This window comes from Agrobacterium vacciniicorymbosi, assembly GCF_040427045.1.
Lineage (GTDB): Bacteria > Pseudomonadota > Alphaproteobacteria > Rhizobiales > Rhizobiaceae > Agrobacterium.
This window is the reverse complement of the sequence record NZ_JBETMF010000010.1, coordinates 89307-111893: the sequence shown is the minus strand read 5'-3', so window position 1 is coordinate 111893 and position 22587 is coordinate 89307. Positions and strand designations below refer to the sequence as shown.

Annotated in this window: 23 protein-coding genes and 1 pseudogene; 15 read left to right on the top strand and 9 right to left on the bottom strand. The window is 56.9% G+C overall.

Annotation, left to right across the window (positions count from 1 at the left end):
- Positions 1–66: 66 nt before the first annotated feature.
- Together ABUK73_RS16465 and sppA are read right to left on the bottom strand one after the other, a co-directional pair.
- Positions 67–396, bottom strand: a complete 330-nt coding sequence (locus tag ABUK73_RS16465) for an integration host factor subunit beta (RefSeq protein ID WP_268753650.1) — start codon at positions 394–396, stop codon at positions 67–69.
- A gap of 2 nt (positions 397–398) precedes the next feature.
- A complete protein-coding gene (sppA, locus tag ABUK73_RS16460; RefSeq protein WP_353578215.1) occupies positions 399–1352 on the bottom strand; it encodes a signal peptide peptidase SppA in 954 nt (317 codons plus the stop codon).
- Between the two features lie 244 nt (positions 1353–1596).
- On the opposite strand from sppA, the gene lptC reads away from it, so the two are divergent.
- The 7 genes from lptC to ABUK73_RS16425 all read left to right on the top strand — a co-directional run bounded on the left by lptC (position 1597) and on the right by ABUK73_RS16425 (position 7983).
- Positions 1597–2262, top strand: a complete 666-nt coding sequence (gene lptC / locus ABUK73_RS16455; RefSeq protein ID WP_353578214.1) for an LPS export ABC transporter periplasmic protein LptC — start codon at positions 1597–1599, stop codon at positions 2260–2262.
- Positions 2263–2275: 13 nt separating this feature from the next.
- Positions 2276–2854 (top strand): LptA/OstA family protein, encoded by a 579-nt coding sequence (locus ABUK73_RS16450; RefSeq protein WP_113087245.1) that lies wholly within the window; start codon positions 2276–2278, stop codon positions 2852–2854.
- 16 nt (positions 2855–2870) lie between these two features.
- On the top strand, positions 2871–3677 hold the full coding sequence (gene lptB, locus ABUK73_RS16445) for an LPS export ABC transporter ATP-binding protein (RefSeq protein WP_353578309.1): 807 nt from the start codon (positions 2871–2873) through the stop codon (positions 3675–3677).
- Between the two features lie 182 nt (positions 3678–3859).
- Positions 3860–5407 carry an RNA polymerase factor sigma-54 gene (gene rpoN, locus ABUK73_RS16440; protein WP_353578213.1) on the top strand — a complete coding sequence of 516 codons (1548 nt, stop codon included), beginning with the start codon at positions 3860–3862 and terminating at the stop codon, positions 5405–5407.
- A 224-nt stretch (positions 5408–5631) separates the two neighbouring features.
- Positions 5632–6207, top strand: a complete 576-nt coding sequence (gene hpf, locus ABUK73_RS16435; RefSeq protein WP_113087248.1) for a ribosome hibernation-promoting factor, HPF/YfiA family — start codon at positions 5632–5634, stop codon at positions 6205–6207.
- 79 nt (positions 6208–6286) lie between these two features.
- Positions 6287–6748, top strand: coding sequence for a PTS IIA-like nitrogen regulatory protein PtsN (gene ptsN / locus ABUK73_RS16430; RefSeq protein ID WP_113087249.1), 462 nt, complete (start codon positions 6287–6289; stop codon positions 6746–6748).
- A gap of 83 nt (positions 6749–6831) precedes the next feature.
- Positions 6832–7983: a dienelactone hydrolase family protein gene (locus ABUK73_RS16425; RefSeq protein WP_353578212.1), complete on the top strand. Its 1152-nt coding sequence runs from the start codon at positions 6832–6834 to the stop codon at positions 7981–7983.
- Between the two features lie 139 nt (positions 7984–8122).
- Here ABUK73_RS16425 and grpE read toward each other — a convergent pair whose 3' ends face one another.
- Positions 8123–8758, bottom strand: coding sequence for a nucleotide exchange factor GrpE (grpE, locus tag ABUK73_RS16420; RefSeq protein WP_113087251.1), 636 nt, complete (start codon positions 8756–8758; stop codon positions 8123–8125).
- Positions 8759–8884: 126 nt separating this feature from the next.
- Positions 8885–9976, bottom strand: a complete 1092-nt coding sequence (hrcA, locus tag ABUK73_RS16415; RefSeq protein ID WP_113087252.1) for a heat-inducible transcriptional repressor HrcA — start codon at positions 9974–9976, stop codon at positions 8885–8887.
- Positions 9977–10136: 160 nt separating this feature from the next.
- On the opposite strand from hrcA, the gene rph reads away from it, so the two are divergent.
- The 6 genes and pseudogenes from rph (at position 10137) to ABUK73_RS16385 (ending at position 14035) form a co-directional block, all read left to right on the top strand.
- Positions 10137–10853 carry a ribonuclease PH gene (rph, locus tag ABUK73_RS16410; RefSeq protein WP_062451601.1) on the top strand — a complete coding sequence of 239 codons (717 nt, stop codon included), beginning with the start codon at positions 10137–10139 and terminating at the stop codon, positions 10851–10853.
- 16 nt (positions 10854–10869) lie between these two features.
- Positions 10870–11514, top strand: a complete 645-nt coding sequence (gene rdgB, locus ABUK73_RS16405; protein ID WP_353578211.1) for an RdgB/HAM1 family non-canonical purine NTP pyrophosphatase — start codon at positions 10870–10872, stop codon at positions 11512–11514.
- A 38-nt stretch (positions 11515–11552) separates the two neighbouring features.
- Positions 11553–12719: a radical SAM family heme chaperone HemW gene (gene hemW / locus ABUK73_RS16400; protein ID WP_353578210.1), complete on the top strand. Its 1167-nt coding sequence runs from the start codon at positions 11553–11555 to the stop codon at positions 12717–12719.
- A 42-nt stretch (positions 12720–12761) separates the two neighbouring features.
- Positions 12762–13217 (top strand): HIT family protein, encoded by a 456-nt coding sequence (locus ABUK73_RS16395; protein WP_353578209.1) that lies wholly within the window; start codon positions 12762–12764, stop codon positions 13215–13217.
- 115 nt (positions 13218–13332) lie between these two features.
- On the top strand, positions 13333–13689 hold the full coding sequence (locus ABUK73_RS16390) for a GNAT family N-acetyltransferase (RefSeq protein ID WP_353578208.1): 357 nt from the start codon (positions 13333–13335) through the stop codon (positions 13687–13689).
- A gap of 74 nt (positions 13690–13763) precedes the next feature.
- A pseudogene (locus ABUK73_RS16385) lies at positions 13764–14035 on the top strand (CopG family ribbon-helix-helix protein).
- A gap of 357 nt (positions 14036–14392) precedes the next feature.
- Here the strand turns inward: ABUK73_RS16385 and dnaA are convergent.
- From dnaA to mutM, 4 genes are all read right to left on the bottom strand, one after another.
- Positions 14393–15862, bottom strand: coding sequence for a chromosomal replication initiator protein DnaA (gene dnaA / locus ABUK73_RS16375; RefSeq protein WP_454892382.1), 1470 nt, complete (start codon positions 15860–15862; stop codon positions 14393–14395).
- Positions 15863–16735: 873 nt separating this feature from the next.
- A complete protein-coding gene (gene rpsT, locus ABUK73_RS16370) occupies positions 16736–17002 on the bottom strand; it encodes a 30S ribosomal protein S20 (RefSeq protein ID WP_062451605.1) in 267 nt (88 codons plus the stop codon).
- A gap of 254 nt (positions 17003–17256) precedes the next feature.
- Complete coding sequence (locus ABUK73_RS16365) at positions 17257–18030, bottom strand: enoyl-CoA hydratase (RefSeq protein ID WP_353578207.1); 774 nt, start codon at positions 18028–18030, stop codon at positions 17257–17259.
- Between the two features lie 18 nt (positions 18031–18048).
- A complete protein-coding gene (gene mutM / locus ABUK73_RS16360; RefSeq protein ID WP_353578206.1) occupies positions 18049–18945 on the bottom strand; it encodes a bifunctional DNA-formamidopyrimidine glycosylase/DNA-(apurinic or apyrimidinic site) lyase in 897 nt (298 codons plus the stop codon).
- Between the two features lie 146 nt (positions 18946–19091).
- Here mutM and ubiE point away from each other — a divergent pair, with 146 nt between their 5' ends.
- A complete protein-coding gene (ubiE, locus tag ABUK73_RS16355; RefSeq protein WP_353578205.1) occupies positions 19092–19868 on the top strand; it encodes a bifunctional demethylmenaquinone methyltransferase/2-methoxy-6-polyprenyl-1,4-benzoquinol methylase UbiE in 777 nt (258 codons plus the stop codon).
- A gap of 40 nt (positions 19869–19908) precedes the next feature.
- Complete coding sequence (gene ubiB, locus ABUK73_RS16350; RefSeq protein WP_353578204.1) at positions 19909–21483, top strand: 2-polyprenylphenol 6-hydroxylase; 1575 nt, start codon at positions 19909–19911, stop codon at positions 21481–21483.
- A 235-nt stretch (positions 21484–21718) separates the two neighbouring features.
- Here ubiB and ABUK73_RS16345 read toward each other — a convergent pair whose 3' ends face one another.
- Positions 21719–22540 carry a DUF3800 domain-containing protein gene (locus ABUK73_RS16345; protein ID WP_353578203.1) on the bottom strand — a complete coding sequence of 274 codons (822 nt, stop codon included), beginning with the start codon at positions 22538–22540 and terminating at the stop codon, positions 21719–21721.
- Between the last annotated feature and the right edge of the window lie 47 nt (positions 22541–22587).

Genomic DNA, 22587 nt, shown 5'->3' with positions numbered 1-22587 from the left:
GAGCCCGACTGCTCGGTCTCAACCACTCTCCAAAGCGCAAAATCAATAAAACGATTGCGCCCGGACTTAGTCTTCGTCTTCTACGTCGCTCATGCCCGGGTTGAGACGCTCGCGCAGCTCCTTGCCGGTCTTGAAGAAGGGTACCCATTTTTCTTCGACAAAAACGGACTCACCCGTGCGTGGGTTCCGTCCGGAACGCGAGGGGCGATTCTTGACTGAAAAGGCACCGAAGCCGCGCAGCTCCACACGGTTGCCCGCTGCCAACGCATCCGTGATCTCATCGAGCACGGCGTTGACAATATTTTCCACGTCACGGTGGTAAAGATGCGGGTTATGCGCAGCGACAATCTGCACCAGTTCAGACTTAATCACGGTTGCCCCCTGAAAGAATTGGATTTTTAATGGTCACCAACCTGCCAAACCGAAACCAGACCGTCAAGAAACAACTTGTCGGCACCCAGCTGGCGAGGCACGTTGAATGGCAGAAATTCGTCATATCCGAGCATTTGAGCAATGCCCGCAAGACTGAAGAGTGAAAATGGCGAGCGTTTGGGAGGAGCCGTCCATTCGACGATGGGCAGATCCTTGGCAACGTTGCGGCTTTCGAAATAGCTGCGAATTTCTTTTTCGCCGCCCAGCGTGTCGATGAGCTTCACGGCAACGGCCTGACGACCGGTGAAAATCGAGCCATCGGCCAGCTTCAGCACGTCTTCACGCGGCAGCTTGCGGCGATCTGCCACGAGGTCAACGAACCAGCTGTAGCTGTCCATGACCATGTTGCGGATCATGGTCTTGGATTCCTCGGGCGGCTCATGGAAGGGCGATGGCTCAGCCTTCATCGGCGACGACTTGATTTCCTGCAAGGAGACGCCGAGCTTGTCGAGCAGAGGCTTGACCTGCGGATACTGGAAGATGACGCCGATGGAACCGGTGATAGAGGTGTCGCCGGCGATGATCGTATCACCAGCCGTGGCAATCATGTAACCGGCAGAAGCCGCCAAAGTGCGCACATCGGAAACGACGGGCTTCTTTTCGGCAACGGCACGGATCGCCTTGAAAATGCGCTCGCCGCCATAGGTGGTTCCGCCGGGCGAAGAGATCGAGACGATCAGGCCCTTGGCGCTGTCGCTCTCGGCGATCTTTTGCAGGCGCTCCAGAAGTTCGGTGTCGTCCTGAATGAGACCGCTGATTTCGACGCGGGCAATATGCGGGCGCACGCTCTTCGTCGGTTCGGCAAAGGCGAAGCGGTAGATCGCAAAACATCCCGCTACCAGAAGAAGAACGGCTGCGATGCGCCAGAATGTCAGCTTGCGCCGCAACTGTCTGCGATCTGCGATTGCCATCTGATCCATTGACTCACCTTCGATTAAGCCCGTAACAGCGTTTTCAAGCCCGCCATATGGAGCCTTGTAACCACCTCTTGCAAGGAAACAAACGGGAAAGCATCGATTTGATAAAAATATCGTTCCTCTTGTGCTATTTCAGAGAAAAACCATATTGGCAGGGCAAGGCCCTCGTGCGAAAGACAACTGCAACCATGGATAACGTCGCGGCCCAAGCCTTTTGATTGCGACGATATTGCCCCGGACCTATGAGATGCTTGAACGACTAAGCCAGCCAGCGCCCGGTTTCCCGATGTCCGGTGGACATACGGGTGCCTATGATATGGCGCTCCGCCATTCCGCACGCGTGAAGAAACTGAAGATCATTCTTCCGCTCGGCGCGGCCATCATATCGCTTGCCTTCATTGCCGTATCTCTGGCCCGCACTTGGCTGCCGGACGAGGTTTCGCTGCAAAGCGCAACGGTTGAAAACGGCAAGATCGTCATGGAAAAACCGGCCCTTGCCGGGCGCAACAACAAGGGCTTCGATTACTCCATGAATGCCGAACGGGCCTTGCAGGATATTGCCAGCCCCAACCTGATGACGCTGGAAAAAGTGCTGGCCGCCGTGCCCATGAACGACATCGTCGCACAGGTGGTGGCGCAGGAAGGCCTGTTTGACCGCGCCACAAACCGGTTGCAAATGACGGCACCCTTTGACATCAATCTCAGCAATGGCATACAAGCTAAGTTCCAGTCTGCAAATGTCGACCTGAAAGCCGGAACGATGGACAGCACGACGCCTGTCTCCATCACCACCAAGGATGGTTCGATTGTTGCAGAAAGCATGCACATAGCAGATAATGGCAAGACGATTACATTCTCGGGGCAGGTACGAGCTCGTATAGCTGCATCCACCATTCAGAACGCAGGCAAGTGAGAGCCCGACCCAGATGATGCAGATTTCGCGCCCCGCCCGATGCACCAACGCCGCCACCTATGCTGCCGCCATTGCGCTCGCCTGTCTTGCCGGCCCCGTTGCCGCGCAGAACGCGACAAGCAGCATGGAAGGCCTGAAGCTTTCCAACGATCAGCCGATTGCCATCGAAAGCGACCAGCTGGAAGTGCGCGATCAGGAACACAAGGCCTATTTCACCGGTAACGTGAAGGTTGTGCAGGGCACGACGACGTTGCAGGCAGGCAAGATGACCGTGCTTTACAAGAGCAAGGGTGATGGCGCTGCCGCCAATTCCTCTATCACCAGTGGTGGTGCCGATATCGACAAGATTTTCGTCGATAACTCCGTCTACCTCACGTCAGGCACCCAGAAGGCGACAGCCGACAAGGGTGAATTCGACATGGCGGCACAGACCTTCATTCTGTCCGGCAAGCAGGTCGTGCTGTCGCAGGAAACCAACGTCTTCACCGGTTGCAAGCTCACCGTCTTCATGACGACGGGCGAAGCGAAGCTGGAAAGCTGTGGTGGACCTGTTCGCATCATGCTCGATCCCAAAACGCAGAAAAAGCAGTAGTCCGCACCCCGTGAAGATGCTCTCAATTCCAAAGCTGTTCGGCGCCGGTTCCGCGCGCGCTCCGGAAGCGGATATCGCCTCCGGCGACAAGGCGCGCTATGAAGGCACGCTGATCGCCCATGGCCTGACCAAGACCTACAACACCCGCCGCGTCGTCAATGGCGTCTCGCTCGTCGTTCGCCGTGGCGAGGCCGTTGGCCTGCTCGGACCGAATGGTGCCGGCAAGACGACCTGCTTCTACATGATCACCGGCCTCGTTCCTGTCGACAGCGGCAAGATCGCCATCAACGGCAATGACGTTACCGGCATGCCGATGTATCGCCGTTCGCGTCTGGGCGTCGGATACCTTCCGCAGGAAGCGTCGATCTTTCGTGGCCTGACGGTCGAGGAGAACATTCTTGCTGTTCTCGAAGTGCACGAGCGCGACGAAAAGAAGCGCAAGCGCAAGCTCGATGAACTGCTGGAAGAATTCCACATTTCACAGCTGCGCAAGTCACCAGCGGTCGCCCTGTCAGGTGGTGAACGTCGCCGTCTGGAAATCGCCCGCGCGCTGGCGACAGACCCGACCTTCATGCTGCTGGACGAACCCTTTGCGGGCGTCGATCCCATTTCCGTTGGCGATATCCAGAACCTCGTGCGTCACCTGACCGCTCGCGGCATCGGCGTTTTGATCACCGACCACAATGTTCGCGAAACATTGGGTCTGATCGATCGCGCCTATATCATCCATGCCGGTGAAGTGCTGACCCATGGCCGCGCGTCTGAGATCGTCAACAATGCCGATGTCCGCAGACTGTATCTGGGTAATAATTTCAGCCTCTGACATCAAAGCTGAAAAAATCGACTGACGCCTTGCAGTCCCGGCAAAGATTCTTCCGCCCAGCCCCATAGTTGAGCTTGACCAAACAAGAATAAAAAGCAATTTTTGGGCCAGTTCAGACTTTACCGCTCAATTATTTTAGAAATACGAGCGATGAAGGGGTTTATGGGAGTTTAGCGTCCGCCATGGCCTTGTCCGCCAGTCTTTTGTTGCGTCAAAGCCAGTCTCTGGTCATGACCCCACAACTGATGCAGTCCATTCAGCTGCTTCAGATGACGCATATTGAGCTGACGCAATTCATCGCCCAGGAAGTCGAAAAGAACCCGCTGCTTGAAATAGTAGCAAACGACAGTGATTTGGGCAGCGCTTCTGCCTCCGTGGATGACGGTTTCGATGATGCGCCCCTTGCGCCGGACACGTTTTCCGAAAACAGCGCCGATCCCGACGAGTGGTATGGCGACCGCGCCAGCAGCCTCAACGAACAGCTGGATACCAGCTTCGAAAACGTGTTTCCCGATGATGGTCCGCAGCAAAAGGCGGATGCGCCGGAACTGGTCGGCCAGTGGAAATCCATGCCGGGCGCGGAAGGATCGGAGGCCTATGATCTCGATGATTTCGTTGCCGGAAAGCCGAGCCTGCGCGAGCATATCGGCCAGCAACTGCCCTTCACCGTTTCCTCAGCCCAGGACCGCATGATCGCGGATGTGCTGCTCGATCATCTGGATGAGACCGGATATCTTGCCGCAGACGCCGTGGATGATGTGGCCGAGCGGCTGGGCAAATCCAGAAAAGACGTCGAGGCCATTTTGTCTGCCTTGCAGACGCTCGATCCGCCGGGTGTGTTTGCGCGCTCGCTCAGCGAATGCCTCTCCATCCAGCTCGCCCAGAAGGATCGCCTCGATCCCGCCATGAAGGCTTTCGTCGGCAATCTCGAACTTCTGGCCAAGCGCGATTTCGCCTCGCTCAAGCGGCTTTGCGGCGTCGGTGAGGAAGACCTTCTCGACATGCTCGCGGAAATCCGCTGCCTCAACCCACGCCCCGGCGCGGGTTTCGAAACCGGTGTTTCTGAAACGATTGTGCCCGACATTATCGTGCGTCCATCGAGCGATGGCGGCTGGCTGATCGAACTCAATCCAGAAACCCTGCCCCGCGTCCTCGTCAACCAGACCTATTTTGCACAGGTCTCCAAGCTCAAGACCCGCGAAGGCGAAGACGGCGAATTCATCTCCGAATGTATGCAGACCGCCAGCTGGCTGACCCGCAGTCTGGACCAGCGCGCCAAGACCATCATGAAGGTTGCCAGCGAAATCGTGCGCCAGCAGGACGCCTTTCTGCTGCACGGCGTCGACCACCTTCGCCCGCTCAATCTGCGGCAGGTGGCAGACGCCATCAAGATGCATGAATCGACCGTCAGCCGTGTCACATCGCGAAAATACATGCTGACGCCACGCGGCCTTTTCGAGCTGAAATATTTCTTCAGCGTCTCCATTGGGGCCGTGGAAGGTGGCGACAGCCATTCGGCGGAGGCCGTGCGTCACCGCATCAAGATCATGATTGCCCAGGAAGCGCCTGAAGCTGTTCTCTCAGATGACGATATCGTTGATATTCTGAAAAAAAATGGCGTCGAGCTGGCGCGACGAACCGTCGCAAAATATCGTGAAGCCATGAATATTCCCTCCTCCGTGCAGCGGCGACGGGAGAAAAAAGCCATGGCAAAAGTGGCAACGGCGTAACGAAATCTTCATATATTTCAAATCGTTAATAATCTTAATTGACTCTTACTGCCACCAAGGCTAGAAGCTCGCCGCACAGAAGGCAGGGGCCAGATCAACGGTAAATTGTAGAAGGCGCCTGGGCGCCAAGTCGTAATGAGACCGAAACGGACTCGAAACGCTTGGATGAGGGCGTCGCTTGACGTAAGCTGTTACACGCAAATCACTGAAAAAGGAAAAATTCCATGAGTGTGCGTGTATCTGGTAAACATATGGATATCGGCGAATCGTTCCGTCAGAGGATCGAGGACAACATTAGCCTGGCGATTACCAAATACTTTGATGGGGGGTATTCTGGTCAAGTAACTGTGGAGAAGTCCGGTGCGCGTTTCGACGCGGATTGCAAGATTCATCTCGATACCGGGATTGTCCTGCATGCGGCCGGACAGGCCAACGATCCGCAAGCGAGCTTCGATGCCGCCGCTGCGCGTATCGAAAAGCGGCTTCGCAGATACAAGAGAAAATTGAAGGATCACCACAACGGTTCTTCGGCAAACGGCATTCTGGAAGAGTTTCCCTATACAGTCATGGATGCCATGCCTGATGAAGACGACGAACTGCCTGAAGATTTCGCACCGACCATCGTCGCTGAAACCTCCAAGCAGGTAAAGACGATGACGGTTGCAAGCGCGGTCATGGCGCTGGACATGACAGACGAGCCGGTCCTGCTGTTTCGCAGCCCGGGTAAGGAACTGAATATCGTTTACCGCCGCAACGATGGAAACATCGGTTGGATTGACGCGGCGACGATAAAGAACTGAATAGTCTGACAAGACATCGGAAGTGCAGCGTCATGCGTTGCACTTCCGGTTTGTCTCGATGGCATGAAGGATAAAGAGAATGGCGTTGGCAGATTTGCTGCAACAAGATGCGATTATTCCCGCCCTCAAGGTCAATTCCAAAAAGCAGCTCCTCCAGGAACTGGCGGCAAAAGCCTCCAAGATTACCGGAGTGCCGGAACGGGAAGTATTCGACGTCATCTTGCAGCGCGAGCGGCTCGGCTCGACCGGCGTCGGTCATGGCATCGCCATTCCACACGGAAAACTGGCCAGCATCGACAAGATCGTCGGCGTTTTTGCGCGCCTTGAAAATCCTGTCGATTTCGAAGCGCTGGACGACCAGCCGGTCGATCTGGTCTTCCTTCTTCTGGCGCCCGAAGGCGCTGGCGCCGATCACCTGAAGGCTTTGTCGCGCATTGCCCGCGTGCTGCGCGATGCCGAACTGGTGGCAAAACTGCGCGCCACCGAATCCGATACGGCCATCTACACCTTCCTCAATCAGGAACAGGCAACCGCCGCCTGAGCGGTTTTGCATTCAAGCTCGATGGGTTTAAACCTTCCGGACGTCAGACCTGCAATGGCTGGCAATGGGAGGAGACATCATGGATGTTTCGGACAATCATGGCGATTGGTACACTCATGGCAGCTTGCGGTGGCGAGATGGCTTTGGCGCAAACTGCCGACTTTCAGACACAAGGCGTCACTGCGGATAATCTGCCTGCTTACGCCGATCACCTGAAACAACAGCTGACCTTTCCGCTGGGATGGTCGTCGCATGTTTCCGATCCAGCAGTTTGGAAAACAAAGGCACGCTCAAAGTTATGGGAACTGACGCTCCAGACGGCGGACCAGACACAATTCAATCCCCATATGATCGACGAGGTCGATCGCGGCACATACGTCGCGCGCAAGGTCGCGTTCAACCTGACCCAACACAATCGCATCATCGCGCTAATGCTGGTGCCGAAAGGGAAGGGCCCTTTTCCGGCAGCGGTTTTCTACCACGATCACGGATCGAATTTTGATATCGGCAAGGAAAAGCTGATCGAGACATGGGGTGACGAGGCCAGGCTGATCTCTTCTCAAGGGTGGGGCCAAAAGTTTTTCTCGGGCCGTTTCCCCGGTGATGAGCTTGCGCGTCGCGGCTATGTCGTCTTGGCCACAGACGCTCTGGGTTGGGGAGATCGCGGCCCGCTGACTTATGAGGCCCAGCAGGCGCTTGCCGCCAATTTCGCCAATCTGGGAAGCTCGCTGGCAGGCTCCATGGCGCTGGAAGACGTTCGCGCTGCGGCATTTCTCAAAAGCCTTCCAGAGGTGGACAAGGGGCGCATTGCGGCCATCGGCTTTTCCATGGGCGCATTCCGTGCGTGGCAGGCGGCGGCCCTCAGCGACGACATCACAGCCACGGTCGCGGTCAACTGGATGGGAACGGCCAAGGGCCTGATGGTGCCCGGCAACAACCAGCTGCGTGGCGGCTCTGCGTGGCACATGACGCATCCCGGCTTGATGCAGCATATGGACTACCCCGATGTCGCCAGCCTTGCTGCCCCCAACTCGATGCTGATCTTGGCAGGTGAGAAGGACACGCTTTTCCCGCCTGCGTCCGTGACGGAAGCCTTTGGGAAGATGAAAGATGTCTGGGCTGCGTGGAATGCGGCGGATCGGTTCGAAAGCAAAATTTGGCCGGGCGGCCATGTGTTCGAAGCGGATCAGCAGGACTATGCGTTTGACTGGCTGGATAGGCAGTTTGGGCGGTGATTTCGACTGAAGCGACCGTCACCCCGGACTTGATCCGGGGGCCAGTGACCCGACGTCTGTCGGGTCGAAGGACTCTTTCAGCCCAAGGACTTGGGCTGACTGGATTCCGGCTCAAGGCCGGAATGACGGAAGACCGAGGTTAAGCGTCTTTCTCATTAACGCCGCTGGTGCCCGGCTCTGCCGTGACAGGCACTTCGCCCTTCGGGCCACCCTTGGCAACGCCGACCATCGCAGGGCGCAGAACTCGTTCACCGATAGTGAAGCCAGCCTGTACCACCTGAACGACGGTGTTGTTCGGAACCGCCGTGTTGGGGATTTCGAACATGGCCTGATGGAAATTCGGGTCGAATTTCTGGCCTTCCGCATCCATCTTGCGCACGCCGTGACGTTCCAGCGCAGACAGCATGGCGCGCTCGGTCATGTCGACGCCTTCGATCAGGCCGGTAATGCCCGCTTCGGCATTGGTCTTCAGTTCCTCGGGAATGGCTTCGAGAGCGCGGCGAAGATTGTCGGATACGGCCAGCATGTCGCGGGCGAAACCGGCGACGGAATAGGCCTTGGCATCCTTCACTTCACGCTCGGTGCGGCGACGAAGATTGTCCATTTCGGCGGCAAGGCGCAGGAATTTGTCGCGCAGATCGGCATTTTCGGCCTTCAGCACATCAATCGGATCGGGCTCTGCCTGCTCGGGCACAGCGTTCTCCGCCGTTGCCGCTTCGTTAGCCTCGTCTACGACGTCTGCGTCAGGTCCGGCTTTATTTGTGTCATCGGTCATGACGTTCTCCAGCTTCACATGTGTAATGGCTTAGTGTTAGGGGTTGCGCCCGATATCGAGCTTTGCCAAGCAAAAATCAAGGCTTGCCAGTCAAACCATCTAGGATTCAATGATGTCTTTTCGATATCAGCGTCTTTGGCTGGAAAGCCGCGCCATGATCTGGGCGGTATAATCGACCATGGGCACGATGCGCGAGTAATTGAGCCTCGTCGGGCCAATCACGCCCACGGCGCCCACCACGCGGTTCTCATCGTCCCTGTAGGGCGCAACGATCAGCGATGAGCCGGACAGCGAAAACAATTTGTTTTCCGACCCGATGAAAATTCTGACGCCGGAACCGGTCTCGGCCAGATTGAGAACCTCGATCAGATTGTCCTTGCGCTCCAGATCGTCAAACAGCAACCGCACGCGGTCGATGTCCTCTTCCCCCGCCAGCCCTTCCAGCAGGTTGGAGCGCCCGCGCACGATCAGCCGTCCGAGCTTGCCCTCTTCATTGTCGCCAGACCACACCGCCAGTCCGCGCGTCACCAGATCCTGCGCCAGCGTGCTGAGCGCCGTCTGAAGCTCGGATTTCTGCTGCAGGAGTTGCGTGCGCAATTCGGGAAGCGTCTGACCTGACAGATGGGCGTTGATAAAGTTTGCGGCCTCCGTCAGCTGCGAGGAGGTAATACCGGCGGGCAGATCGATGATGCGGTTTTCGACCTGATTGTTGTCACCCACCAGAATGGCAAGCCCCTTCGTCGGCTCGAGACGAATGAACTCAACATGCTTCAGCACCGCGTCACTCTTGGTCGTCAACACCAGACCCGCACCACGCGACATGCCAGAGAGCATGCGGCTGGCTTCGGTGAGCAGACCCTCTATCGGCTGCTCCCGGCCCGAAACGGGGCCGATCTGCCGGTCGATGCTGGCGCGCTGCTCGGCGGGCAGATCGCCCACCTGCATGAAGGCATCCACGAAAAAGCGCAATCCGGTCTGGGTGGGCAGACGACCGGCGCTGATATGCGGCGAATAGATAAGGCCCAGCTCTTCCAGATCGCTCATAACATTGCGCACGGAGGCGGGGGAGAGTGACATGGGCAACAGGCGAGACAGGTTGCGCGAGCCCAGCGGCTCACCATTTTCCAGATAGCCTTCGACGATGCGGCGGAAGATTTCGCGCGAGCGATCATCCAGCAACGCACCCGGTTCTTTTCCGATTGGAGGAGAAAGGCCCATTTCGCTCGCTCTTCATAATGTCAGTAACAAAGCGAATATAGTCTCTCGCGTCGTTAAGTGAAAACGGAAATTCCGTACAGGGTAAACCCAAGCCCGCTTTTCCTTTGCAAAACCGGTGTCGCGGCCTTAGAAGGCGGAGATCAAAACGGAGACGAACCATATGCGGCCTTCAGGCAGAAAAACCGATCAGATGCGCAAAGTTTCTTTCGAGCGCAATTTCTCCAAGCACGCCGAAGGTTCCTGTCTGGTAAAATTTGGCGATACGCATGTTCTCGTCACCGCCAGCCTTGAAGAAAAGACGCCACCATGGCTGCGCAACAGTGGCAAGGGCTGGGTCACCGCCGAATATGGCATGCTGCCCCGCTCCACCCATGAACGCATGCGCCGCGAAGCCGCATCCGGCAAGCAGGGTGGCAGAACGCAGGAAATCCAGCGTCTCATTGGCCGCTCGCTGCGCGCCGTGGTCGATCTGCAGGCGCTGGGCGAGCGCCAGATCAGCATCGACTGCGATGTCATCCAGGCAGACGGCGGCACCCGCACCGCCTCCATCACCGGCGCATGGATTGCCCTTCACGATTGCCTGAAGTGGATGGAAAGCCGCAACATGATCAAGGTGGAGAAGGTCCTGAAAGACCATATCGCCGCCATTTCCTGCGGTATTTTCGCCAGCCAGCCGGTAATCGATCTCGATTACCTCGAAGATTCCTCGGCTGAAACCGACGCCAATTTCGTCATTACCGGCTCCGGTGGCATTGTCGAAATTCAGGGCACAGCCGAAGGCGCACCTTTCTCGGAAGAAGAATTTCTGACGCTGCTCGGCCTTGCCAAGACCGGCTGTGCGGAACTCGTTGAGCTGCAAAAGCAGGCTATTGCCTGATCCGGAGCGGAAGACCATGCGCAAACTCGATACACGCACCATTGTCGTTGCCAGCCATAACAAGGGCAAGATCGCCGAAATCGCCGACCTGATCGGCCCCTTCGGCTTTTCCGCCAAGTCGGCTGCGGAGCTGAACTTCGCAGAACCCGATGAGACCGGCACGACCTTCGAGGAAAATGCGGCGATCAAGGCTTTGGCCTCGGCGCAAGCCTCCGGCCTGCCCGCATTGTCCGATGATAGTGGCTTGGTGATCGACGCACTGGATGGCAATCCCGGCGTCTACACGGCCAATTGGGCCGAGACGGCGGACGGCACGCGTGATTTCGCCATGGCAATGCAGAAGGTAGAAGACGCACTTCAGCAACGTGGCGCAACCGAACCTTCCGCCCGCACGGCCCGCTTCGTCAGCGTGCTGTGCCTTGCATGGCCCGATGGTCATACGGAGTTCTTCCGCGGCGAAATCGAAGGCACGGTCGCATGGCCACCGCGCGGTACAAGCGGCTTCGGCTACGATCCAGTTTTCCAGCCGGAAGGCTACGAGACCACCTTTGGTGAAATGAGCGCCGAGGAAAAGCACGGCTGGAAGCCCGGCGATCCGCAGGCTCTCTCCCACCGCGCCCGCGCCTTCAAAAAATTCGTCGAAACCTGTCTTAACGCATGATGACCGATCTTGGGAGCAGGTTCTCCCCTGCCCCCAATATGACGATTGCACCCGATACCGGTGATCCCGGTTTTGGCATCTATGTGCATTGGCCCTTCTGCGCGGCCAAATGTCCCTATTGCGATTTCAACAGCCATGTCCGTCACAAGCCGGTGGATCAGGACCGTTTTGTTGCCGCCTTCCTCAAGGAAATGGACACGATGCGAAGCTTAAGCGGCGCAAAGGTCGTGACCAGCATCTTCATGGGCGGCGGCACGCCATCGCTGATGGACCCGCAGACGGTGGGCGCCATTCTGGATGGCATCGCCCGTTTCTGGCATGTGCCTGACGGTATCGAAATCACCATGGAAGCCAACCCGTCCAGCGTGGAAGCGGAACGTTTTCGCGGCTACCGCGCCGCCGGTGTCAACCGCGTGTCGATGGGCGTGCAGGCGCTGAACGACCGCGACCTGAAATTTCTGGGCCGTCTGCATGATGTGGCCGATGCGCTGAAAGCCATCCGCCTTGCCCGCGACATCTTCCCGCGCATGTCCTTCGACCTCATCTATGCCCGCCCGAACCAGACTGTCGAGGAATGGGAAAAAGAGCTTGTCGAAGCCATTTCCTATGCTGTCGATCACCTGTCGCTCTACCAGCTGACCATCGAGGAAGGCACCGCCTTTTACGGTCTGCACAAGGCAGGAAAGCTGATCGTGCCCGACGGCGATCAATCCGCGCTGCTCTATGAGGCAACACAGGAGATCACTGCGCGCCACGGCATGCCCGCTTACGAGGTCTCCAACCACGCCATACCGGGTGCCGAAAGCCGCCATAACCTCACCTATTGGCGCTATGGCGACTATGCCGGCATCGGCCCCGGCGCACATGGACGCCTGACCAAAGGCGGCGCAAAACTCGCAACCGCCACCGAACGCCACCCGGAAACATGGCTGGACGCCGTCGAACGCGAAGGCCATGGCATTCTGGATCAGGAGATGCTTGGTGTCGAAGAACAGTCCGACGAGCTGCTGCTGATGGGCCTGCGCCTGCGCGAAGGCGTCGATCTCGCCCGCTGGAGCGACCTCTCGGGCCGCGACCTCGACCCCGACAAGGAAGAGTTCCTGTTGCAACACGGCTTCATAGAGCGCATCGGCAATTCGCGCCTACGCTGCACGCCATCGGGCATGTTGATACTGGACTCGGTGGTCGCTGATCTGGCGTGTTGATGACACGTCGATTCAAAATCCGGTGTTTGAAGAAAGGCATCCATGAATCTGATTGAGGAACGGGTAGCGACGGCACGGGCGGGCACAAACCCCTTCGTCATTACCCGAATGGCTTCAGGTTGGCTGGTCATCGGGGATGTACAGCCCCTTCCGGGCTATTGTCTTTTGCTTGCGGACCCGGTTGTCCCAAGCCTCAACCATCTTGATGCCCAAGAGCGTCTCATATTTTTGAACGATATGGCTGTGGTGGGTGATGCGCTTCTGAACGTCACAGGATGTGCGCGGATAAACTATGAGATTTGGGGAAATGCAGAGCCTGCCCTGCACGCCCATATCATGCCCAGATACGATTCCGAACCGACAGACAAACGCCACCGTCCCGCTTGCATGGGCTATTCCTGGCCTGATGCACCCAAATCGTCCGGTGATGATTACGTAGCGCTGGTGTCCAAGCTGAGACAAGCCGTCGCCGATATCCAGTCATCGAAGCAGGATTGAAGATATGGGCCAAATCAGAATAGTGCCGCTGAGCGAACATTCGCATTATGTGGCGCCGTTGGTCGAAATGCTACATATGGAATGGGGCTCGCTCTCAAATTGGAGCGACCCTGTAGTGCTTAAGACTGTTATCGAAGGTCGGTTGCAAATCCATGCGGCACCGCTGGCACTGATCGCACTCGACGGTACGAAATTCGCCGGAAGCGTCAGCATTACGCGAGACGAACTCCCACACCACCCGGACAAGACATTTTGGATCGGTGATGTCATCGTGGCAGCCGATCAACGTGGTCGCGGTATCGGCACATTGATGATGAACGCCATTACCGCCCACGCCGCAGAGATTGGAATCACCGATCTTTATCTCTACACGCCCGATCAAGAAGCCTACTACCGTAAACTCGGCTGGCAAACGATTGGCCGCGACCCCGCCAACGGCGAGGACAATGTCGTCATGCGATATTGCTTGTAAATTTTCCGCAGTGGATTTGGCGATGTTGCTGCGATAAATTATCACTTGGTATTACCTCGTGATGTGAGGCCTCAATCGCTACCTCTCTCAAGATCGACAACACGCTGAAAGAGCGCGTCCAGCAACTGGCCAGCCAGCGTCGTCGGTCATCGCACTGGATCATGCTGGAAGCCATTCAACAATATGTCGAGCGGGAAGAGGCGAGAGAGAGCTTTAAGCAGGAGGCGCTAACCTCTTGGAAAGCTATCAGGAAACGGGCCGCCACCTGACCGGAAAAAAAGTCAGCACCTGGTTGGAAAGCTGGGGTACGGATGATGAAAAGCCTGTGCCCGTTTGCCACGAGTAATCATGACCTAAGGTGCCGTGCAAGGCTTGGAGCGGTGTCGAAAATTTCTCGTCGCCAAAGCTCCAGAAGCCGCACGGCGTGCCGGTAAAGCCATTCAACAACAATTCGTGCTAATGGAGACGTCTCCCAATATGGGATGCCCATTCTCGATGCCACGGAATTGCGCGAATTGGTTATCGCCTTTGGGGATTCCGGTTACGCGGCACTTTACCGGCACGAGCCGGTAGGCAACACGGTTTATATCCTCGCCTTCCGGCATCAGAAAGAAGCTGGCTATTAGAGCTTGGCACCAAGCCAACAGGCTTACGGATTCATCTTGCAGCAAAAACGGTCAGGTTTCCCTGACCGTTTGATGTCTCAAGCATTATTCTCGTTGATCAACCGCTTCAGCAGTTCCACTTCGTGGCCCAGCTTGCTGTCTCCACCGATCAGTTCTTCGATCTTGCGCACCGCGTGCAGAACGGTGGTGTGATCGCGTCCGCCGAAACGGCGACCGATTTCGGGGAAGGAGCGTGGGGTCAGCATCTTGGCGAGATACATGGCCACCTGGCGTGGTTTGACGATGACGCGGGTGCGGCGGTTGGAGACCAGTTCCTGTCGCGAGACATTGTAATGCCGTGCGACGATACGCTGGATATCTTCGATGCGCACACGCTTGGCTTCACCGGTGCCGACCAGATGGGCCAGAAGCTCGTCCACGCGTTCAACCGAAAGGTTCGGCTCGAAGGAGCGACGGAAGATCAGCTGGTTGAAAGCACCTTCCAACTCGCGACCGCTGGCTGTCACGCTGCGGGCAACGTGGGAGACGATCTCTTCGGGAATATCGAAGCTCGGATCTTCCTGACGGGCGGTTGCGATGCGCTGCGTCAGCATCTCATAGCGCATCTCATAGTCCGGGCCTTCGATTTCGATGGCCATGCCACCCTGAAGGCGCGAACGCACGCGGGGATCGAGCGATTCCAGTTCCCATGGCGCGCGGTCTGCGGCCACCACAACCTGCTTGGCGCTGTCGAGCAGCATGTTGAGCAGATGGCAGAACTCGTGCTGGATCATCTTGCCCTGCAGGAACTGCATGTCATCGATGACCAGAAGGTCGATATTGCGCAGCGTATCCTTCAGCGTCAGCGCATCATTGTCACGGATCGCGGTTGCGAAGCGCCACATGAAATATTCCGCCGTCAGATAGACCACGCGCGGATTGCGCGGACTGTCGATGGCCGCATTGGCGATGGCCTGAAGAAGATGTGTCTTTCCAAGGCCCACACCCGCATGGATGAAGAGTGGATTGAAGCGCACGGCACCAGCACCGGCTTCGGCAATGGTCTTGGCTGCTGCCAGGGCCACGCGGTTGGACGCGCCTTCGACAAAGGTATCGAAGGTGAAACGTGTATCGAGCGGCGAGCCGAACAGCGGGCCGGAACCCGAGTGACGGGTCGTGGACGCGGATGCTGCGGTATGAGACTGCTGCGCGCTTGACGTCGGCTGCGGCGGAATGAACGGCTTTGCCCGCTGTGCGGACGCGCTCATGTCGACCACAGGCTGTGCGCGTTCTTCAACCGGTGCCGGACGTACTGGACGGCTGGCCGAACGCACCAGGATCTCCACCTTCAACACATCAGCATCTTCGCTCTGAATGAGCGTAGTGATGAGGTCGATGTAACGGTTGTTGATCCAGGACTTCAGAAATGTCGTTGGAACGGTAAAACGCACAACGCTTTTGGAAACGGAATGAAGTTTGAGCCGAGCGAACCAGCTTGCGTAAACTTCGGGTCCAACCTGTGCTTTCAGCCGCGCGCTAAAACGCTCGAACAGCGCGTCATGCTTCATATCCTGTTTGTCCCCTGCCGCATCAGTGCCAGCTGCATCACATGCCTTTGGTGTGCGGTCCCCGTTTGCCACCGCACCCATCACCAAATTCAATTGCATATTGCCGCCTTTCAAATTGCCAATCATAGCCTGACGAACCAACGTCCATCAGGGATACCCCTCGTTCATTCTTACTCTCGGACACTCCCCTCGAAAGACATGTCCTCAAGCCATTTGTATTACCGCGAGCCGGTTATCCCATTTCCCTCTACATCATGGAGAGGCCTGCGATTACTCAACAACTACTCCCACAACACAACTTTAACATATGCCGATCAAGGCACGGTTTCGCATTTCCGCAACCTGCTGGATTGCGGCCAAACCGGCCCCGATACTTGAAAAAACGAACTCAAACAGAACTCGTCCGCAAGGAGCATGTACCTTCGATACTCAAGGATCGAGATAGCTTGTGGATAGAAATCCTTGCCCCTTGTCGAGATGCATTTAGGCAGGATCGGGGGTGGAGATCAATGGCGATTTTTCTGCGAAACGGAAGATCGGCCATTGACTCACACAGGCCGTTTTGCATCGATTGAAGGGCCGTCTGGAGAATCTCTTATGAATCAATGAGATTCAATTTCGTGGCTTTTTTAAAGCGCGATTTGGCGGAAAAATAAAAATTCTCTTGACTCTATACTTCGGTAACCTTCCGCAGGGGAAGGACGGTCGGATTTTAAAGACCTTTTGTAAGCCATTGTTTTTTATTATCTTTTTTCGTCATCGCTCTGACGCAGAAGTGTCATGCTATGCAGCACAATGTTAACAAGTCGTTAGAAACAGAAAAAGCCCGGTCTTTCGACCAGGCTTTTTTGTAATAAATTTGTATTAGCCGGATTAGGCGGAAAGTGCCTTCACGCGCTGGGCCAGACGGGACACCTTGCGGGACGCCGTGTTGCCGTGCAGAACGCCGCGGGTAGCTGCGCGCTGGATCTCAGGCTGGGCTACTTTGAGCGCTTCTGTTGCGACTGCCAGATCACCCGATGCGATGGCCTCTTCGACCTTGCGAATGAAACCGCGAACGCGCGAACGGCGAGCCTTGTTGACTGCGGTACGGCGAGCGATCTTGCGAGTCGCCTTTTTCGCCGAAGTTGTATTGGCCATGTATGCCTCTCTTCGAATTCAAACCAAAATCCGCAACCACAGGATCAGGTCCGTCAAAGACCTCGCGTTCCAAAGAGTGCGGGAGTAATTGGAACAAGCCGGATGGCTTTTCCTAACCGTGGGCGGGCATATAACCCTAAAGCTGCTGCCCGTCAACGCGCATTTTCAGCAAAAACGCTGATATTCCGAATCCTTGGCGTCGCTGGAGACCAAAACACATGAAGGTTTTGTGTCTATTCCGCCATAGGATTGCATTAGCGATTCTTGAATACAGGTTTTCTCTTCTCCGCGAAAGCCGCCATGCCTTCTTTCTGGTCTTCGGTCGCAAAAAGCGACTGGAACAGGCGGCGCTCGAAGCGCAGGCCCTCGCTCAGAGAGACCTCGAAGGAGCGATTGACGCTTTCCTTTGCCATCAGCACGGATGCACGCGACAGGGATGCGATGGTGCTGGCCGCCTCCACCGCTTCATCCATCAGCCGCTCCTGCGGCACGATGCGTGACACCAGCCCCGCCCGCTCCGCCTCAGCTGCATCCATCTTGCGGCCCGTCAGCACCAGGTCCATGGCCTTGGCCTTGCCGACGGCGCGCGTCAGGCGCTGCGACCCGCCCATGCCGGGAATGACGCCGAGCGTGATTTCCGGCTGTCCGAATTTGGCACTCTCGGACGCGATGATGAAATCGCACATCATGGCAAGCTCGCAGCCACCGCCCAGCGCAAAGCCGGAGACAGCAGCAATGACCGGCTTGCGGGCAGCGGCCACATCGTCCCAGCCGCCTAGGAAATCACCGAGATAGGCGTCTACGAAATCCAGCGACTGCATCTCCTTTATATCCGCACCGGCGGCAAAGGCCTTTGGCGAACCGGTGATGACAATGGCGCCGATGGAATCATCGCTCGAAAACGACGTCAATATATGCCGTAGTTCTTTTAAGAGGGTCGAGTTCAGCGCGTTCAGAGCCTGCGGTCGGTTGAGCGTGATGACGCCGACATCATCACGCTTTTCAACGATCAGCGTTTCGTAATCCATGTGGGTGGTCCTCTCCCATTATTTTTGACAGGCGGCGCAATAGAAGGTGGAGCGCCCGGCCTGCACGATCCGCTCGACCGTACCCCCGCAACCGGGTGTGGGGCAAGCATGACCTTGGCGATCGTAAACCGAAAAGGAATGCTGGAAATAGCCGAGCGTGCCGTCGGTCTGGATATGGTCGCGCAGGGACGAGCCACCCGCCGCAATCGCATCGGCAATGACCTCACGGATTTTCTGGGTGAGATCGACCAGCTGCGCCTTGGGCTTTCCGGTTTTCGTCACCAGCGTCCCTGCCGCTCTCAAGGGAGACAGATGCGCGCGCCACATCGCCTCGCAGACATAGATATTGCCAAGCCCGGCAATGACCTTCTGGTCCAGCAGCGTGCTTTTCAGCGGCTGGCTTTTGCCATCAAAGCGGCTTGCGAGATAATCGGCGCTCAGCGCATTGCCGGTCGGTTCGGGCCCGAGATCGACAAAGGCAGGGTAGAGGTCGATATGGGCGCGCTCCACCAGATGCATGAAGCCGAAACGGCGCGGGTCATTATAGATGACCTGCGCAGACGCCCCTGTCTCCTTTTGCAGATGGAAGATGACATGGTCATGCTTGCCATCCTTGGAGCGCGCATAATGAAACTCGCCCGGCGTTTCCGACGGCCCTGCCTGCTCCTCGATGCGGAAGGAGCCGGACATGCCCAGATGCGCGATGATGGTGAGCCCGTCTTCCAGCTCGATCAGCAGATATTTGGCCCGACGTCCCAGAGAGACGATGCGCTTGCCTTCCACCAGTGCTGAAAACCCATCGGGAAAGGGAAAGCGCAGGTCGGGCCGGGCAAGCACGACTTTCTCCACGCGCGCACCCTCCATGGTCGGCGCAAGGCCGCGTCGGACGGTTTCAACTTCGGGCAATTCTGGCATGGAGTTTATCCCACATGTTTACCGCAACGGTCTTGTGATCTCATGCCTGCGGGCATACATGTCGCAGGCATGTTGTGTCGCAACAGATAGCGTCGCAATCGCCTTTCCGCTATGGTCCGCACCGCAATTAAAGATGGAGACCGCTGATGACCGAAGCCCGCACCACCGCAGATGGCGGCATGGAAACCTCTTACGGCTTTCACAAGGTTGACGAAGGCCAGAAGCAGGGCATGGTCAACGAGGTCTTTCACAAGGTCGCCAAGCGCTACGACATCATGAATGATGTCATGTCTGCGGGCATGCACCGTTTGTGGAAAGACGCGATGATCTCAGCGCTCAACCCGCGCAAGGACCCGTCCTACAAGACACTGGATGTGGCTGGCGGCACCGGCGACATCGCTTTCCGCATCATCGAAGCTTCCAATCGCCTCGCCCATTCCACCGTTCTCGACATCAACGGCTCGATGCTGGCGGTGGGCGAAGAGCGGGCAGCAAAGAAGAAGCTTTCCGACAATCTGACCTTCGTGGAAGCCAATGCCGAGGAGCTGCCTTTCGAGGCGGGTAGTTTCGATGCCTATACGGTCGCCTTCGGCATTCGCAACGTGCCGCGTATCGATGTGGCGCTTAAAGAAGCGCATCGGGTGCTGAAGCGCGGCGGACGTCTTTTGGTGCTGGAGTTTTCCGAAGTGGAGATGCCGCTGCTCGACAAGGTCTATGACGCCTGGTCCTTCAACGCCATTCCGCAATTCGGCAAGATGATTACCGGTGATGCCGAGCCCTATCAGTATCTGGTGGAATCGATCCGCAAATTCCCCAATCAGGAAGACTTTGCAGCGATGATCCGCACCGCCGGTTTCTCGCGCGTGAGCTATACTAATTATACCGGCGGCATCGCCGCGCTGCATTCCGGCTGGAAGCTTTGATCCACATGAAGGCTTGCAGCAGCAGGAAGAAGGCATTTGCATGAGTACGCTTGGCGCATATTTCCGGCTTGCAAGGGTCGGCTGGGTTCTCGTGCGCGAAGGCGTGGTGCTGGCTCTGCCATCCGAGGAACTGCCGGCCACGGCGAAATTTGCCAAAGCGCTGCTCAAACCCTTTGCCCGCAACCGCGCAAAACATGCAGACCGTCGTGACCGGCTGGCAACTGCCGTAGAACGTCTCGGCCCTTCCTATGTGAAGATGGGCCAGTTTCTGGCCACCCGCCCGGATGTGGTGGGCGCGGATTTTGCCGAAGACCTTTCGCGCCTGCAGGACCGCATGGCCTTCTTTCCCAATGCTGCGGCAAAGGCAAATATAGAGGGGTCGCTCGGTCGTCCGGTTTCCGATCTCTACCTCGAATTCCGTGACCCGATTGCCGCTGCCTCCATTGCGCAGGTGCACCCGGCCATTGTGCGCACCCCCTCGGGACAGAAGAAGGTGGCCGTGAAGGTCATTCGCCCCGGCGTGCGCCAGCGCTTCCAGAACGATCTGGAGGCGATGTATCTGATTGCCGATCTTCAGCAGCGCTTCATCCGTTCCGCCCGCCGTCTGCGGCCTGTGGAAGTGACCCGCGCGCTGGAACAGACGACCAAGATTGAAATGGATTTGCGGCTGGAAGCGGCTGCCCTGTCTGAACTTGCGGAGAACACGCAAGGTGATCCCGGCTTTCGCGTGCCGGAGGTGGACTGGGAGCGTACGGGCCGCGATGTCGTCACCATGGAATGGATCGACGGCGTCAAGATGTCGGATGTCGAGGGCCTGAAGGCTGCTGGTCATGATCTCAACGCGCTGGCCGATACGCTGATCCAGTCCTTCCTGCGCCATACGCTGCGCGACGGCTTCTTCCATGCCGACATGCACCCCGGCAATCTCTTCGTCGATCCCAAGGGCATGATCGTTGCCGTGGATATGGGCATTGCCGGGCGGCTCGGCAAAAAGGAACGCCGGTTTCTGGCCGAAATTCTCTATGGCTTCATCACCCGCGATTACATGCGCGTGGCGGAAGTGCATTTCGAAGCGGGCTACGTGCCCGGCCACCATGACATCGCCAGCTTCGCTCAGGCCATACGCGCCATCGGCGAGCCGATCCATGGCCAGCCTGCCGAAACCATTTCCATGGGCAAGCTGCTGACGCTTCTCTTCGAAGTGACCGAACTCTTCGACATGGAAACGCGGCCTGAACTGGTGATGCTGCAAAAGACCATGGTGGTGGTGGAAGGCGTTTCGCGCATTCTCAACCCGCGCTTCAACATGTGGAAAGCGGCAGACCCCGTCGTCAGCGGCTGGATCCGCGACAATCTCGGCCCCAAGCGCATCGTGACCGACCTGAAGGACGGCCTGAAAGCAGCCGTCAAACTCGCCGAAGCCGCCCCGGAAATCGCCGCCAAGACGGAAAAGCTGCATGCCGATCTCGTCTATATGAGCGAACACGGCCTACGCTTCGATGCCAGCACGGCAGAAGCCATCGGCAAGGCCGAGGCGCGGCATACGCGCTGGGGACGGATTGCGCTTTGGGTGATTGCGCTGGTGCTGGTTTATATTGCGGTGAGGGTTAGCTGAGGGTCTTGCTGAAACTGTAAGTGGATTTTCAGAAAAATACGACACTGAAACAAAGAATCAGAGCGACGGCTCGTATTCTTAACTATCGTAAGCACAATGTACAAATTTGATTTACCCAAAAATCCCTTGCAACCAATCACAGGGTAGGATAATTATTCTGTCGGGCCTGGCCCACGAGATCGCCTTTGCGGTCGCCTAAAAGCCTCGACAGAAATGTCGGAGGCTTTTTGAGTTTTTAGGCTTTCTTTTGTACGTTTTCAAAGCAGCTATATTTGGATCCGAGCATAGGACGCTCGTCTTCCTTTATATGGCAATCGATCAGCTTTCCGTCTTCGATCAGGCGCTGGTATGGACGATTGCTCATGTGATAGCCACCCATACAGATAGGCCAAAGATACAAATCCGCTAATTGCGCCATTGGCGACGTTTTGTTTTTGGTCTGGAATTCATAGAGTGTCTGGTTCAATTGCTCAGAAGTCAGAGGACCATATTTATCGGAATTGTCTTTCGCGAAGGGCATTCCTTCATCCTTAAGCGCTTTGTAGTAGCCCTCCAAGTTCGTATCTTCCGCCTTGTTGCAACGTTCGGGATGCACCCGTAGCTTCATATTTTGACCGATAGCGTATTTCGCCGCCCGCTCTACCACCACCGTGAACGCGGTTTTGCAGAGCATCCATGGATTCTGTTTGTATTGCTCAAGGTATCGCCCATTGTATCCTGGGCGATCAACAGTGCACGCGATACCAATCACCGGCGCCTCTCGCATGAGGACATATAGCTCCTCGTAAAATGCTCCGAGCTTCTCCTTATCCCACCGCCGCAGGAAATCAAAATTCTCGTTCTGCGATCTAATTTCAGACGAGTGCAAAGGCGCCGCGATTTCCCATTTCTCGCAAAACTTAAAATGCAGTTCTCGCGCAAGTTCCTCGTCATCGCTCCGAACCAAAATTCCCCCGAGCGCGAACCAATCATAACCATGCGCCGCTTTCTTTCCGACTTTGTGAGCAGGATGTCTGGTTCCGGAATCGTCGAGGTAGAGGTTTAAGGTGACAGGCAATGCAATCTCTCACGGTAGGCGATAGAATTATCATGAAGAATCGGGCA